General features: G+C 70.7%; 12 protein-coding genes. 7 read left to right on the top strand and 5 right to left on the bottom strand.

Translation table 11 applies throughout. The features are described from left to right. Window positions 1-63 precede the first annotated feature (63 nt). Complete coding sequence (locus ACFPZ3_RS62280) at window positions 64-2,112, bottom strand: S9 family peptidase (RefSeq protein ID WP_379523857.1); 2,049 nt, start codon at window positions 2,110-2,112, stop codon at window positions 64-66. Window positions 2,113-2,286: 174 nt separating this feature from the next. Between ACFPZ3_RS62280 and ACFPZ3_RS62275 the strand changes: the two genes are divergently transcribed. After that, the gene (locus ACFPZ3_RS62275) at window positions 2,287-2,997 is read left to right on the top strand and encodes a class I SAM-dependent methyltransferase (protein WP_379523856.1); all 711 of its coding nucleotides are present in this window, start codon (window positions 2,287-2,289) and stop codon (window positions 2,995-2,997) included. A 21-nt stretch (window positions 2,998-3,018) separates the two neighbouring features. Here ACFPZ3_RS62275 and ACFPZ3_RS62270 read toward each other — a convergent pair whose 3' ends face one another. From ACFPZ3_RS62270 to ACFPZ3_RS62260, 3 genes are read right to left on the bottom strand one after another with little or no spacing between them, the layout of a single operon-like run. Next, window positions 3,019-5,919, bottom strand: coding sequence for a BTAD domain-containing putative transcriptional regulator (locus tag ACFPZ3_RS62270; RefSeq protein WP_379523855.1), 2,901 nt, complete (start codon window positions 5,917-5,919; stop codon window positions 3,019-3,021). Window positions 5,920-5,944: 25 nt separating this feature from the next. Further along, window positions 5,945-6,103 (bottom strand): SDR family oxidoreductase, encoded by a 159-nt coding sequence (locus ACFPZ3_RS62265; RefSeq protein ID WP_379523854.1) that lies wholly within the window; start codon window positions 6,101-6,103, stop codon window positions 5,945-5,947. A gap of 4 nt (window positions 6,104-6,107) precedes the next feature. Next, complete coding sequence (locus ACFPZ3_RS62260; protein WP_379523853.1) at window positions 6,108-7,049, bottom strand: LacI family DNA-binding transcriptional regulator; 942 nt, start codon at window positions 7,047-7,049, stop codon at window positions 6,108-6,110. Between the two features lie 165 nt (window positions 7,050-7,214). On the opposite strand from ACFPZ3_RS62260, the gene ACFPZ3_RS62255 reads away from it, so the two are divergent. The 6 genes from ACFPZ3_RS62255 (at window position 7,215) to ACFPZ3_RS62230 (ending at window position 12,201) form a co-directional block, all read left to right on the top strand. Continuing rightward, window positions 7,215-8,006 (top strand): ABC transporter permease, encoded by a 792-nt coding sequence (locus ACFPZ3_RS62255; protein WP_379523852.1) that lies wholly within the window; start codon window positions 7,215-7,217, stop codon window positions 8,004-8,006. After that, on the top strand, window positions 8,003-8,794 hold the full coding sequence (locus ACFPZ3_RS62250; RefSeq protein ID WP_379523851.1) for an ABC transporter permease: 792 nt from the start codon (window positions 8,003-8,005) through the stop codon (window positions 8,792-8,794). Before ACFPZ3_RS62255 ends, ACFPZ3_RS62250 begins: the two co-directional genes overlap by 4 nt. Then, window positions 8,791-9,768 (top strand): ABC transporter ATP-binding protein, encoded by a 978-nt coding sequence (locus ACFPZ3_RS62245; protein WP_379523850.1) that lies wholly within the window; start codon window positions 8,791-8,793, stop codon window positions 9,766-9,768. Before ACFPZ3_RS62250 ends, ACFPZ3_RS62245 begins: the two co-directional genes overlap by 4 nt. A gap of 23 nt (window positions 9,769-9,791) precedes the next feature. After that, complete coding sequence (locus ACFPZ3_RS62240) at window positions 9,792-10,850, top strand: ABC transporter substrate-binding protein (protein WP_379523849.1); 1,059 nt, start codon at window positions 9,792-9,794, stop codon at window positions 10,848-10,850. After that, window positions 10,847-11,935, top strand: coding sequence for an adenosine deaminase family protein (locus ACFPZ3_RS62235; protein ID WP_379523848.1), 1,089 nt, complete (start codon window positions 10,847-10,849; stop codon window positions 11,933-11,935). Before ACFPZ3_RS62240 ends, ACFPZ3_RS62235 begins: the two co-directional genes overlap by 4 nt. A gap of 80 nt (window positions 11,936-12,015) precedes the next feature. Further along, complete coding sequence (locus ACFPZ3_RS62230) at window positions 12,016-12,201, top strand: DUF4236 domain-containing protein (protein WP_379523847.1); 186 nt, start codon at window positions 12,016-12,018, stop codon at window positions 12,199-12,201. 9 nt (window positions 12,202-12,210) lie between these two features. Here the strand turns inward: ACFPZ3_RS62230 and ACFPZ3_RS62225 are convergent, their stop codons facing one another. Then, window positions 12,211-12,822, bottom strand: coding sequence for a TetR family transcriptional regulator (locus tag ACFPZ3_RS62225; RefSeq protein WP_379523846.1), 612 nt, complete (start codon window positions 12,820-12,822; stop codon window positions 12,211-12,213). Between the last annotated feature and the right edge of the window lie 44 nt (window positions 12,823-12,866).

Genomic DNA, 12,866 nt, shown 5'->3' with positions numbered 1-12,866 from the left:
GACTCTAGACATCCAACACGGAACGTGACATCGCCTCGCGGGTGACAACCAGGTGCCCGCTCGCTAGTCCTGGAGGAGAGTACGGCGCAGGAAGTCCAGTTCGAGCAGGAGCAGGTTCTCGGCCACCTCCTCTTGGGCGGTCATGTGCGAGACGCCCGACAGCGGCAGGACGGTGTGCGGGCGGCCTGCGGCCAGCAGCGCGGAGGACAGTCTCAGCGTGTGGGCGGCGAAGACGTTGTCGTCGGCCAGGCCGTGCATGAGCATGAGCGGGCGGCGCAGGTTCGGGGCGTCGGCGACGATGGAGCTGCGGTCGTAGGCTTCGGGGTGCCGGTCGGGATGGCCCAGGTAGCGTTCCTGCCAGTGGGTGTCGTAGAGCCGGGCGTCGGTGACCGGCGCGCCCGCGACGGCGGCGTGGAAGACGTCGGGGTGCCGCAGTACGGCCGCGGCCGCCAGGTAACCGCCGTATGACCAGCCGCGGATCGCCACCCGGCCCAGGTCCAGATCGGGGAAGCGGCCGGCGGCGGCGTGCAGCGCGTCGGCCTGGTCCTGCAGCGCCGCGCTCAGCTTGTCCAGGTGGATGGCCCGCTCCCAGGCAGGTCCCCGGCCCGGTGTGCCGCGCCCGTCCACGACCAGCACGGCGAAACCCTGGTCGGCGAACCACTGCGAGAGCGCGAAGTCGTCCAGCCCGGACAGGACCATGGCGCCGCCCGGCCCGGCGTACGGGTTGAGCAACACCGGCAGCCGCCGCGAGCCCGGCACGTGTCCGGCCGGGAACATGATCGCGCCGCGCAGCTCACGCTTGCCCAGCGACACCAGTTCCACCTGCGGGCGCACGACCGGGATCGCGCCCTTCGAGGCGATCGGCGTGGTCGCCCGCCCGTCGGTCAGCGTGACCCGGGCTCCGTGCGCCGCCAGGGTGCGGGTGACGATCAGCGTGCGGCCGCCGCCGCGCGTTCCGGTGTGCACCCCCGGCTCGGAGGTGAGCCTGATCAGCCCTTCGCTCCTGGAGTAGCTGTACAGGTGCCGTTCGGTCGGCTCCTCGCAGCACTGCGCGAGCACGGTGTCGCCGTCCACCGCCAGGATCCGCAGCACCTGCAGACCCGGCGGCGTGACCAGGTCGTCCCCCACCATCAGGCGGCGGGTATCGTCGCGGTCCACCGTCCAGACCAGCTCCCCGCCCGCCGTGCGGACGGGTGTGCCGGGCACCAGCTCCAGCCAGGCGCCGTCGGTGTCCTCGCGCAGCAGCGTGGTGGCGCCCGTCTCGGGATCGGCCTCCAGGACCCGGGTGGTGCGCTGGTCGCGGCTCTGGACCAGCATCAGCAGGCCCTGTCCCGTCCACGACACCGCCGCGAGATACTCGAACGCCGCTCTGTCCCAGACCACCTCGGTACGCTCCCCCGCCAGTGTGGTCAGCCAGAGCGTCACGTCGGCGTTGTCGGTGCCGGCCGCCGGATAGGACATGGTCCTGGGCGGCCTGCCGGGATCGGCGGGCTCGGACAGGTGCCACTTGCTCACCCGGGCGTTGTCCACCCGCGCCACCAGCAGGCGCGTGCCGTCGGGCGCCCACCAGTAGCCCCGGTGCCTGGCCATCGACTCGGCCGCCACGTGCTCGGGCAGCCCCCAGGTCACCTCGGGGCCGTCGGGCGTCAGCAGCGGCCTGCCGTCGACGTGCAGGGCGCCGTCGCACAGGTGGGCGACGTGGTGCCCGGCCGGGTCGAGTCTCGGGTCGGACCCGGTCGTGCCGAGCGGGGTGATCGCGCCGGTCAGCAGGTCAACGGTGTGGAGCGCGCCGTCGAGCGCGTAGACGGCCTTGGTGACCGCGGAGTCGGTGGCGTAGGCGACGATGCCGCTCGCGCGTTCGCGAGTGCGTTCCCTGCGTGCGCGCTCCGCCTCCGGCAACGTCTCACCCGACGGCGTGCCGGGGTCCACGAGCAGACGCTCAAGCCCCGTGGCCACGGTCAGCGTCCACAGCCGGTTCACCCGGTCGTCACCGGCCGAGGACCTGAGAAAGACCACCCGGGCGCCATCCGGGGAGATCGTGAAGTCCCTCGGGATTCCGAGCTTGAAACGGGCCGTGCGGGCGTGCTGGCGGGGAAGTGTGAGGGGAGGCATGGGGGGATGATAGGCACGCCACTCAAGCCGGCCGCAAGACGTAGATCGCAGTCGGGGGCGTGCCGAGATCGTTAGGCTGCGACGATGGAAGGCGTAACCGACAAGCCCGAGAATTTCCCCGCAGGGCATCCTGCCTGGGTTTCGCGCGCAACCCAGCCTGTGGATCCGGACCAGGTGAACGACTACGACAGCTTCGCCGAGGCGTACTCGGCGGAGACCGAGAACAACATCTTGAACGAGTACTGGGCGCGGTCCTCGATCATGGCCCTCGTCGGCGACGTGGCCGGGCGCCGGATCCTGGACGCCGGCTGCGGCTCAGGCCCCCTGTCCGCCGCGCTACGCGAGCGCGGTGCCGCCGTCACCGGCATCGACGCCAGCGCCGGGATGCTGGCGGTGGCCAGGCGGCGGCTCGGTGACGACGCGGACCTGCACGTGGTCGACGTGCGTGATCCGCTGCCGTTCGCCGACGGCGCGTTCGACGACGTGGTCGCGTCGCTGGTGCTGCACTACCTGGAGGACTGGGGGCCGACGCTGGCCGAGATGCGGCGCGTGCTCAGGCCCGGCGGCCGGCTGATCGCGTCGGTCAACCACCCGTTCGTGGAGCATTTGACACAGGATCCTCGGCCCAGCTATTTCGAGAACACCAGCTATACCGACGAGTGGACGTTCGACGGGCGGTCCTTCCCGATGACCTTCTGGTGCAGGCCCTTGCACGCGATGACCGATGCCTTCACCGCCGCCGGCTTCCGCCTTGCCGTCCTCAGCGAGCCGCAGGCCGACCCGGCCGCCCGTGAGCTGTTCCCCGACGACTTCCCGAACTTCGCGGGCAAGCTCGGCTTCCTGGTCTTCGTCGTCGAGGCACCGCCGTCGACCGCGGGCGGCTAGTTACGCCTCGTCCTGGTCATCCTAGGGCCGCTGCTGTACGGGAGAGCCCACCACCTCGACGACGGACTCGGGCAGGCCCATCAGCTGGAGGACCTCCGGGGTGGCGGCGCCCATCACGGCCGCCGCCTGGGCGGCCTGCCGGTATCGCGTCCTGGCCTCGGCGTGCTCGCCACGGGCCGCGGAGACGCGGCCGAGCCCGGCGAGTGTGCGTACTCGGTTGCCGACGCTCTTGACCCAGTGCGGGTCGAGGTGTTCCAGGGCTTCGCCGTACAGGCGCTCCGCCTCGGTCAGGTCGCCCCGCAGCAGGGCGATGTCGCCGAGGCCGCGCAGGGCCGCCGCCAGGGAGTCGGAGCCGCCGGCGTGGCGGGTGAGAGCGGCGGCCTTCGCGTAGTCGGCGCCGGCCGCCGCCTCGTCGGCGCCGACGAGGTGATCGCCCCGGTTGACCAGCAGGTCGGCGCTGTCCTCCAGGGCGCCGAGCTGCTCGGTGAGGGTGAGCGCCTCGTCGGTCAGTGCGATCGCCTCCGTACGGTCGCCCCGCACGCCCGCCAGGCCGGCGAGCATGTCCAGGGCCAGCGCGGTGCCCCAGCGGTCACCGAGCGAGCGGAATCCCTCGATGGCCGCGCCGAAGTCCCGCGCGGCCCGCGCGATGTCCCCCTCGCCGAGAGACCCGAAGCCCGACACGTACCGGGCGACCGCCCGCACCCACGGCTCGGAGCGGTCGCCCTGGGACGACACGAGCAGGTAGGCGCTCTCCCGGTCGGGCTCGGTGGCGTTGCGCAACATCCACAGCAGCAGGACGGCCGGGTAACGGCCCGGTTGATCGCCCGACCAGGCGGCGGCCAGCGCCTTCCCGGCCGGCGCGCGGTGCCGCTGCCACACCGGCCGCCCCACGGCGCCGGACGCGGCCAGCAGCACGCACATCGCGTACTCCTCGCCGAGCCCGGCCGGGGGCGCTTCGCCCATCGCCGACAGCAGCGCGATCGCCTGCGGCGCGATCGAGGCGGACATGCCCCGGATCCACAGGTAGGCCGCGGCCGGGGCGAGCAGTTCGAGGGCCGTCCCCACCTCCGGCGCCTCGACGGCCCAGCGTACGGCCGCCAGGAGGTTGCCGTGCTCGGCGGTGAGGACCGGCAGCCACGTCAGTTGCTCGGCCCGCCGCAGGTGCGGGTCGGCGGTCCGCATCAGGTCCAGGACATGCCGGGCGTGGGCGCGCCGTACCGGCTCGCTCTCGTCCGCCGCCGTCAGCCGTTCCGCACCGTACGCGCGGATCGTCTCCAGCATCCTGTATCGGCCGCCCGCGACCTCGAGGAGCGACTTGTCGACGAGCGACTCCAGCGTCTGCCCGTCGGTGCCGCACACTCGCAGCGCGGACTCGGCCGTCGCGCCACCGGCGAAGACGGTGAACCGGCGGGCGGCCCGTTGCTCGGGCTCGGACAGCAGGTCCCAGCTCCACGCGACCACCGAGCGCAGGGTCCGGTGCCGCTCGTCGGCCGTACGGCTGCCGCGGGCCGTGACCCCGAGCCGGTCGTCCAGCCGTCCCGCGAGGTCGTCGAGGTCCAAGGTGCGCAGCCGCGCGGCCGCGAGCTCGATGGCCAGCGGCAGGTTGTCGAGTGCCGCGCAGATCCGCCGCACCGCCTGCGGGCCGGCGGAGAGACCGCGCCGCACGGCGCGGGCCCGGTCGGTGAACAGTTGTGCCGCCGCCTCGTCATCGAGGGGGCGCACCTGCCACAGGCTCTCGCCTATGATGCCGAGCGGCTCCCGGCTCGTCGCCAGGACACGTAGCCGCGGGCAGGCGGCCAGCAGCCGTGCCACGAGCGCGGCGGCCTCGTCGATGACGTGCTCGCAGTTGTCCAGGACGAGCAGGAGCACCCGGTCCGACAGCGCCGCCGTCAGGCGGTCGACCGGGGTCTGCCCGCCTCCGCCGATCTGGAGCCCGTTCTCACGCAGCCCGAGCGCACCCAGGAGCGCCTGCGGCAGGCCGCCGCCGTCGCGCAGCGGGGCCAGCTCCACGAAGCACACCTCGTCGGCCGCGGCCGACGCGACCTCGACCGACAGCCGGGTCTTGCCGACGCCGCCGGGGCCGATCAGCGTGACCAGCCGGGCCACCCGCAACAGCTCGGTGACCTCGGCCATCTCCCCGGCACGGCCGACGAAGGCCGTCAGCTGGGCGGGCGGGGCGGCGGGCGATGGCGACGGGCCGGCGTTCAGCAGCTCCCGGTGGAGCGCGACGAGCTCGGCCGAGGGGTCGGCGCCCAGCTCCTCGGCCAGGTGCCGCCTGGTCTCCTCGAACACCACCAGCGCCGCGGCCTGCCCGCCCTCGGCGAACAGCGCCCGGATCAGCAGCCCCGCGAGCCGTTCCCTGAGCGGGTTGCGGCCGACCAGCTCGCGCAACTCGGGCACGGCCGCGCGATGTTCCCCGACCCGCAGCTCGCCCTCGATCCGGTCTTCGAGGGCGCCGAACCTCTGCTCCTCCAGCCGTACGGCGGCGGGCTGGGCGGCCGGGCTCTCGGCGAGGTCGGCCAGCGCCGGCCCCCGCCACAGCTCCAGCGCCTCGCGCAGCAGCGTGACCGCCCGTGCGGCGTCGCCGTCGCGCAGCGCGGCGCGGCCCTCCCCGGCCAGCCGCTCGAACCGGCCGGCGTCCACGTCGTCGTACGGCACCACGATCCGGTAGCCGGCCCCGGTCCGCTCGATCGCGGCCGCCGGACCCAGGGCCGTACGCAACCTGGACACCTGGGACTGCAACGCGTGCGGCGACGGCGCCGCGCCAGGATCGATCTCCTCGGCCAGCCGGTCGGCCGACACCACCTCCCCGGGGCGTACCAGCAGCAGGGCCAGCAGCGCGCGCCGGGCCGGGCCGCCCAGCGGCACCTCGGCCCCGTCGTCGCGCCACGCCCGGGTCTGTCCAAGGATCGCGAACCGCATGCCGGTGATTATCCACCGGCGGGGGTCACACGATGGGGCCGAGGCAGGTCCCGCCCGAGACGTCGACGGTCTGGCCGGTCACCCACCCGCTCTGCGGGCCTGCCAGGAAGCCGGCCACGTCGGCGACGTCCTCGGGCTCGCCGAGCCGCCAGAGCGCGGTGATCGCCTCCAGCCCGGCGACCATCCGCCTAGCTGATCGGGACGGTGAGGCGGTGTCTGGTGGGTGGTGCCTCCCTGCGCTCGCCGAGGAGGGTCATGAGCTGGTCCATGGCCACCTCGCCGAGCTTTTCGCCGTCCACGTCGATCGAGGGGACGTCACCCAGGCCGAGGCTTTCGACGATCATGCGCTCCGAGCTGACCACGACATCGCGGATGCCGCGGCTGAGCAGGGCGAACATGAGGCCAAGGCCGATCGAGGTCGAGTAGGGGACCACGGCGGTGGCCCGGGCGGCCACCACGGCCTCCGCCGTTCCCACTCCGGCGGCGAACGTCGAGGGATAGGGCCCGAGCATGGTCAGCGTCGCGCCGCTCGACTCGGCCGAGGCGCGGATGGCCGCCTGGCGCTGGCGATCCTGCCAGGAGCCCGCGGGGCCGCCGATGTAGGCGATGCGCTCGTGGCCCTTCTCGACGAACCAGGTGACGAGCGCGCCGAAGGCGGTGGCCGTGTCGGCGACCGCCGAGGTCATGCCCTCGATCTCGCGGTCGATGAGCACGGTCGGCTTGAACGACGCGGCGGCGCGGACGATCTCGTCCGAGCCTCGGGGCGCGGTGAGCAGGAAGCCGTCGACCTGGTGCGCGAGTTGTCCGACCGCGGTGAGCTGGGCTTCGTGCTCCAGTGAATGCACCGCGATGGTCAGCTGCATGCCCGAGTCGGCCGCGCGCGCCTGGGCACCGCCGATGATCGGGGTGAAGAAGGTGTTGTCGAGCGTGGGCACCACGACGGCGACCACTCCGGTTCTCCCGCGGGCCAGCTGGGTGGCCGCCCGGTTGGGGACGAATCCGAGCTGCTCAGCGGCTGCGCGGACGCGGGCCACCGTTTCCGGGGCGGCCAGGTCCGGCCGGCCCAGGGCGCGGGAGGCCGTCGCCTTGGAAACCCCGGCCATCGCGGCGACGTCCGCGAGTGTCGGCACTGATCCTCCTTGAGTCGTTACACGGGATTCACACAGGGGTTTGTGCGCGAGGCGGCCCATAATCTATGGTCAGGCTCTTGGAACCGGTTCCGCAACCGGTTCCAAGCAAGCGTACGCCCCCCGAGAAAGGACGCCGACATCTCCCGCAATACGGCCTTTCTGCTGGTGCCTGGTCTCGCCTTCCTCGTCGCGGGTTTCCTCGTCCCCTCCGCCGCGATGCTCTTCGCGCCGCCGGACGTGGCGACCAGCGAGATCTTCGCGCGCCTGGGCGAGATGCTCACGGATCCCTACGATCTGGAGGTGATCGGGCGCACGGTCGGGCTGGCCCTGGCTGTCACGATCATCTGCGTCGTCCTCGGCTTTCCCATCGCCTACTGGCTCGCCCGCTCGCCGTCTCGCTGGAGCGGGGTCTTCCTGGCAGTGGCGATCTTCCCATTGATGCTGAGCAATGTGGTGCGGACGTTCGGCTGGCTGGTGATTCTCGGCTCGAAGGGGGCGCTCGGCCAACTGCTCGTCCAACTCGGCATCGTCGACGTGGCGCCGCAACTGCTCTACACCAAACTGGCGATCGTCCTCGGCCTCACCCAGCTGTTCCTGCCGCTGGCGATCATCTCCTGCTACTCGGCCGTCGCCCAGGTCGATCCCAGCCTGGACGACGCCTCGCGCGGGCTCGGCGGGAGCAGGGTCCGCACGATGTGGAACGTCGTCATCCCGCTGACCATGCCGGGCATCGTGGTGGCCGCCACCCTGGTCTTCGCGGGGTCCGTCACTGCCTACACCACGCCCTATCTGCTCGGCGGGTCCAGTCAGCGGATGCTCTCCACGCAGCTCTTCAACTACGCGAGCACCACGGTCGACTGGGCCTCCGCCTCGGCGACGGCGCTCATCATGACGGTCCTGGTCTTCCTGGTCTCCGGGCTGTCCTCGCTGATCGGGCGGAAGGGGGCCACCTCATGAAGCGGCCGATCACGGCGGCGCTCGCGGTCATCGGCTACGTCATCATGATCGTGCCGATCATCTTCGTGGTCGCCACCGCCTTCACGGCGGGGAGCACCCTGAGGTTTCCGCCTGACGGGATCTCGCTGCGCTGGTTCGACGAGGCGCTCGGTTACGAGCCGTTCATCGAGGCCGCGATCTCCAGCCTGGAGCTCGCCGTGCTCGCCACCGCGCTCGCGCTGCTGATCGGCGTGCCCGTCACGCTCGCCGTCCACCGTGGGAAGCTCCCTGGCAAGGGCCTGGTCGAGGGGTTGTTCCTGTCGCCGCTCATCGTCCCTGAGCTGGTCGTCGGCCTCGCGCTGTTCCAGCAGCTGATGATCGGCATGGACCTGAACAACTTCACCGCCCTGATGGTCGGGCACACGGCGCTCATGCTGCCCTATGCGGTACGCGTGACCGGCGCCTCGCTCGCGCTGGCCGACCCCGCGCTGGAGGAGGCCGCCCGAGGGCTCGGCGCCTCGCCGCTGCGCGCGTTCTTCAACGTGACGTTGCCCGTCCTGCGTCCGGGAATCTTCTCTGCCGCGCTGCTCAGCGTGGTCACGTCCGTCAACAACGTGCCGTTGTCGCTGCTGCTGCAAGGACGCGACTTCCGGACGCTGCCGGTGACGATGCTCGACTACGTGCAGCAGTCCTATGACCCGATGGTCGCCGCCGCTTCCACTCTCGTGCTGGCCGCCACCGTGGTCGTCGCGGTGATCGCCGAGCGCACGGTCGGTTTCGCCAAGATCTTCGGAGGGATCAACCAATGACCGCCGCCGCCGAGTTGATCGGAGTCACCCAGAGGTTCGGCTCCTTCACCGCCGTCGATGAGATCGACCTCGCCGTACCCTCGGGGAAGCTGACGACGCTGCTGGGCCCGAGCGGCTGCGGCAAGACCACCACGCTCAGGATGATCGCGGGCTACTCGGCACCGACGTCGGGGACGATCCGCATCGACGGGGTCGACAGCACGCGCATGCCGCCGGAGAAGCGGAATCTGGGGATGGTCTTCCAGTCGTACGCGCTGTTTCCGCACATGACGGTGGCCGACAACGTCGGTTACGGGCTCAAGCTGCGCAAGGTATCGTCCGCGGAAAGACGGTCGCGGGTCATGGAGACGCTCGAGCTCGTCGGGCTCGCGCACCTGGCCGACCGCAAGCCGAAGAAGCTCTCCGGCGGGCAGCAGCAGCGGGTGGCACTGGCCAGGGCGATCGCGATCAGGCCCAAGCTCCTGCTGCTGGACGAGCCGCTGTCCAACCTCGACGCCCGCCTGCGCGTCCAGATGCGGGCCGAGCTCAGGCGCATCCAGGCGGAGACCGAGCTGACCGTCATCCTCGTCACGCACGACCAGGACGAGGCGCTGGAGATGTCCGACGAGATGGTCATCATGAACGAGGGCAGGATCGTGCAGCAGGGCTCTCCTCAGCAGGTCTTCCCCCGTCCCGCCGACCGCTTCGTCGCCGAGTTCCTCGGCTACGAGAACTTCCTCACCGCGGCCGACGGCACCCCTCTGACCATCCGGCCCGAGCATCTGCGCATCGCCGAGAAAGGTCACGGCCTTGACGCGACGGTGGTCGACATGGCCTTCCGCGGCGTCGACCTGCTGGTCTCGCTCGACGTGGTCGACCCGTCGGGCGCGACCGTCCGGATGCTGGCCGACGTACGCGGCGGCGCGACCCTGACACCCGGATCGAGCGTCTCGGTGATCGCGCCGGACGACCGTCTGGTCTCACTCACCCGCTGAAGCCCCTGAAAGAAGGAACCCCCATGCCCACGCGCCGTGCCGTACTGGCCGCTGCTCTGACCGTACTCGCCGCGGCGGGATGTTCCGGCTCCGGCTCCGGCTCCGGTGAGGAGCAGGCCGATCAGAACACCATCGTCGTCAGCACCTTCCCCTTCGGTGTGAAGGAGTTCGAGCAGGCGGTCATCGCTCCGTTCACCAAGCAGACGGGAATCAAGGTCGAGCTGGACACCGGGTCCAACGCCGACCGGCTGTCGAAGCTGAAGCTCGCCAAGGGCGAGCCGGATGCGGACGTGGTGCTGATCTCCGACTACTTCGCCGCGCTCGGGCAGAAGGACGGCCTCTTCCAGAAGGTCGACGTGCCCAACATCAAGGAACTCGCGCCGTTCGCGACCGAGAGCGCCTACGAGGGACCGGCCTACACGCACCAGCTCAACGGGATCATCTACAACACCGGCAAGCTCAGCCAGAAGCAGGCCGCCGACTGGGGGCTGTTCGCGAGCCCGGCCAGCAAGGGCAAGGTCGCGCTTCCCGATATCTCGGTGACCGCCGGACAACTCATGATCTCGGGGGTGGGTGAGTCGTACGGCAAGGGCGCCTACGACATCGACACCTCGTTGCGGACCCTGTCCGGCTGGGCGCCCAACGTCCTGCAGTTCTACACCTCCTCGACCGAGGTCACGAACCTGCTGACCCAAGGCGAGATCGTCGCCGCCGACGCGCTGAGCGGCTTCGCCACCAAGCTCGTCACCTCGGGCGAGCCGATCGCCTGGACGGCTCCCGCCAAGGGCCGCTACATGGCCACCAACCGGGCGATGATCCCCAAGGGCGCGCGCAACCAGCAGGGAGCGGCGAAGTTGATCGACTACATGCTGTCGGCCGAGGCGCAGAGCGCCATGGCGAAGGCCGTCGGTGACCTGCCCACGAACCCGAAGGCCGAGATCCCGGCCGACATCGCCAAGGTCACGGGCGAGGCGGCGAAGGACCCCGTGGCCGCCGGGTTCAAGACCCTCGATCCCGCCCAGCTCGTGGACACCCGCGCCACCTGGGTCGACCGCTTCACCCGCGAGGTGGCCGGCAAGTGAACCTTGACCTGATGCCCAAGGTGGATCTGCACTGCCACCTCATCGGCACCGTTCGCTCGTCGACCTTCGCCGAACTGGCCAGGCGGGAGGGGCTCGACCTCCCAGACGCGCCCGAGCGGATCTACGCGAACGTGAACTCGCTTCCCCCGGACCCGGCGCTCTACCTGAACACCCGGATCCCGGTTCCGCAGGGCAGGAGCGCCGACGAGCCCGAGGTCTCCCACTCGCTGTTCCAGCTGTCCTCGTGGGTTCTCCAGGTCCTGCGCGACGCTGACGATCTCACCAGGATCACCTACGAGGCGTTCGAGGACGCCCACCGGACCAGCGCGACCAGGCATCTGGAGCTCTCCTTCGACGCGCTGACCGAACATCAGGAGAAACTCGGCTACGCCACGGTGGTCGAGGCGTACGCCGAGGGCATCAGGATGGCGGAGCGCGACTTCGGCATGTCGGGCAGGCTCATCGCGGCCGTCGACCGGAGCAGGTCGGGCGAGGATGCGCTCTCCTGGATACGCACGGTTGTCGGCAACCCGCACGATTACGTGGCGGGGATCGGGCTGGACAATCTGGAGACGGCCGGGCCGCCCGAGCGGTTCGAGGCCGCCTTCCGGCTCGCCGGCGAGGCCGGGCTTCGCCGTACCGCTCACTCCTCCGAGCACGCGCCCGTCGCCGCCAACACGATCACCTGCCTCGACGTTCTCGGGTGCGACCGGATCGACCACGGCTACTTCGTACTCGAGGACGACGAGGTCGTCGCCAGGGTCAGGGACGAGCGGATCCCGTTCACCGTCATCTCGACCACCTCGCGGCGCTCGTGGCGGCCGTGGCGGCGGGCGTCGATCGCGGCGATGCTCGATGCCGGGCTCAACGTCATTCCCGCCTCCGACGACCCGGGGATGTTCCCGACGTCGCTGGCGAACGAGTATCGGATCCTCTCCGATCGACTCGCCGTACCGGATGAGCGGTTGCGTGCGATGGCGATGGCCGGGGTGGAGGCGTGCTGGCTGCCGGAGCCTGAGAAGGACGCGCTGCGCAAGCGCTTCGAGGACGAACTCGCCGGCGTGCCGCCCACCCCCGGGGCCTGACGAAGTTTTACTGAACCCGATATATCGCGCGCGATTGGGTAGCGGGAGGTTCTCGCGATCTCAATGGAGGAAAGGCGAATATGGGCTGGAGCTACCGAAAGTCGATCAAGTTCGGCCCGTTCCGGCTGAACCTGTCCCGTCGTGGCGTGGGGCACAGCTGGGGCAACCGGCTGTTCCGGGTCACCCGGGGGGCGGACGGGCGCAGGACCGTGTCGGTCAACCTGCCCGGCGGCTTCCACTGGCGCAAGACGAACAGCGGACGCTGACCACTCGGGTCATCGGGGCCGGAGGTTCGCCTCCGGCCCCTCCCCATGTCCTGACGCCTGGCCGAGGCCATCCGGTACGAGTGGCAGGAGGAGCTCATAGAGGTCGCGAAGCTGGTCGGCGTCGACCGGGGGAAAGACGACAGTGGCTCCGACCGCGAGCAGGTAGGGCAGCAGGGCGGCCGTCCTGGCCTCCTCGTCGCTGGCGACGGCTGATCGCCACACCCGCTGGAGCGCGGACAGCCTGGCCTCGTCAAGGCGAGTCTGTACGGCACGCACATCCGCGTCCCAGGTCGCCCACGCCCGCAACGCGACATCGAGTTCCGGACGATAGAGCCCTGTGCCCCCGGGGCGGACGAGTTTCGTCAGCCGCGCCAGGATGACACGGGCGCCGGCCGATTCCCCGACCTCGGAAATCGCATTCTCGAGCGTTTCGATCGATAGCTTCTCGAAATGGGCGAGAAGCGCTTTCTTGTATCCCTCGGCGCCATCGAAGTGATGGTGGAACGACCCTTTCGACAGGTTGAGCCGAGCGGCGATCCGGTCGATGCGAATCCCTGCCGCACCTTCTTCCGCGAGGACCTTCAAGCCTTCCTTCAGCCACCGCTCTCGTGCCGTGCTCATCCGGCAAACGTACCATCGGGTATGGAGCGGTCCGCGCTTGCGAG

It is taken from the genome of Nonomuraea insulae (assembly GCF_042656245.1).
The sequence above is the reverse complement of the archived record's forward strand: the minus strand, read 5'-3'. Positions and strand labels throughout refer to the sequence as shown.

Bases quoted from the DNA above. Each gene is read 5' to 3' on its own strand.
- ACFPZ3_RS62280 (WP_379523857.1), bottom strand. From the start codon at position 2,112: ATGCCTCCCCTCACACTTCCCCGCCAGCACGCCCGCACGGCCCGTTTC.
- ACFPZ3_RS62270 (WP_379523855.1), bottom strand. From the start codon at position 5,919: ATGCGGTTCGCGATCCTTGGACAGACCCGGGCGTGGCGCGACGACGGG.
- ACFPZ3_RS62265 (WP_379523854.1), bottom strand. From the start codon at position 6,103: ATGGTCGCCGGGCTGGAGGCGATCACCGCGCTCTGGCGGCTCGGCGAG.
- ACFPZ3_RS62250 (WP_379523851.1), top strand. From the start codon at position 8,003: ATGAAGCGGCCGATCACGGCGGCGCTCGCGGTCATCGGCTACGTCATC.
- ACFPZ3_RS62245 (WP_379523850.1), top strand. From the start codon at position 8,791: ATGACCGCCGCCGCCGAGTTGATCGGAGTCACCCAGAGGTTCGGCTCC.
- ACFPZ3_RS62240 (WP_379523849.1), top strand. From the start codon at position 9,792: ATGCCCACGCGCCGTGCCGTACTGGCCGCTGCTCTGACCGTACTCGCC.
- ACFPZ3_RS62230 (WP_379523847.1), top strand. From the start codon at position 12,016: ATGGGCTGGAGCTACCGAAAGTCGATCAAGTTCGGCCCGTTCCGGCTG.
- ACFPZ3_RS62225 (WP_379523846.1), bottom strand. From the start codon at position 12,822: ATGAGCACGGCACGAGAGCGGTGGCTGAAGGAAGGCTTGAAGGTCCTC.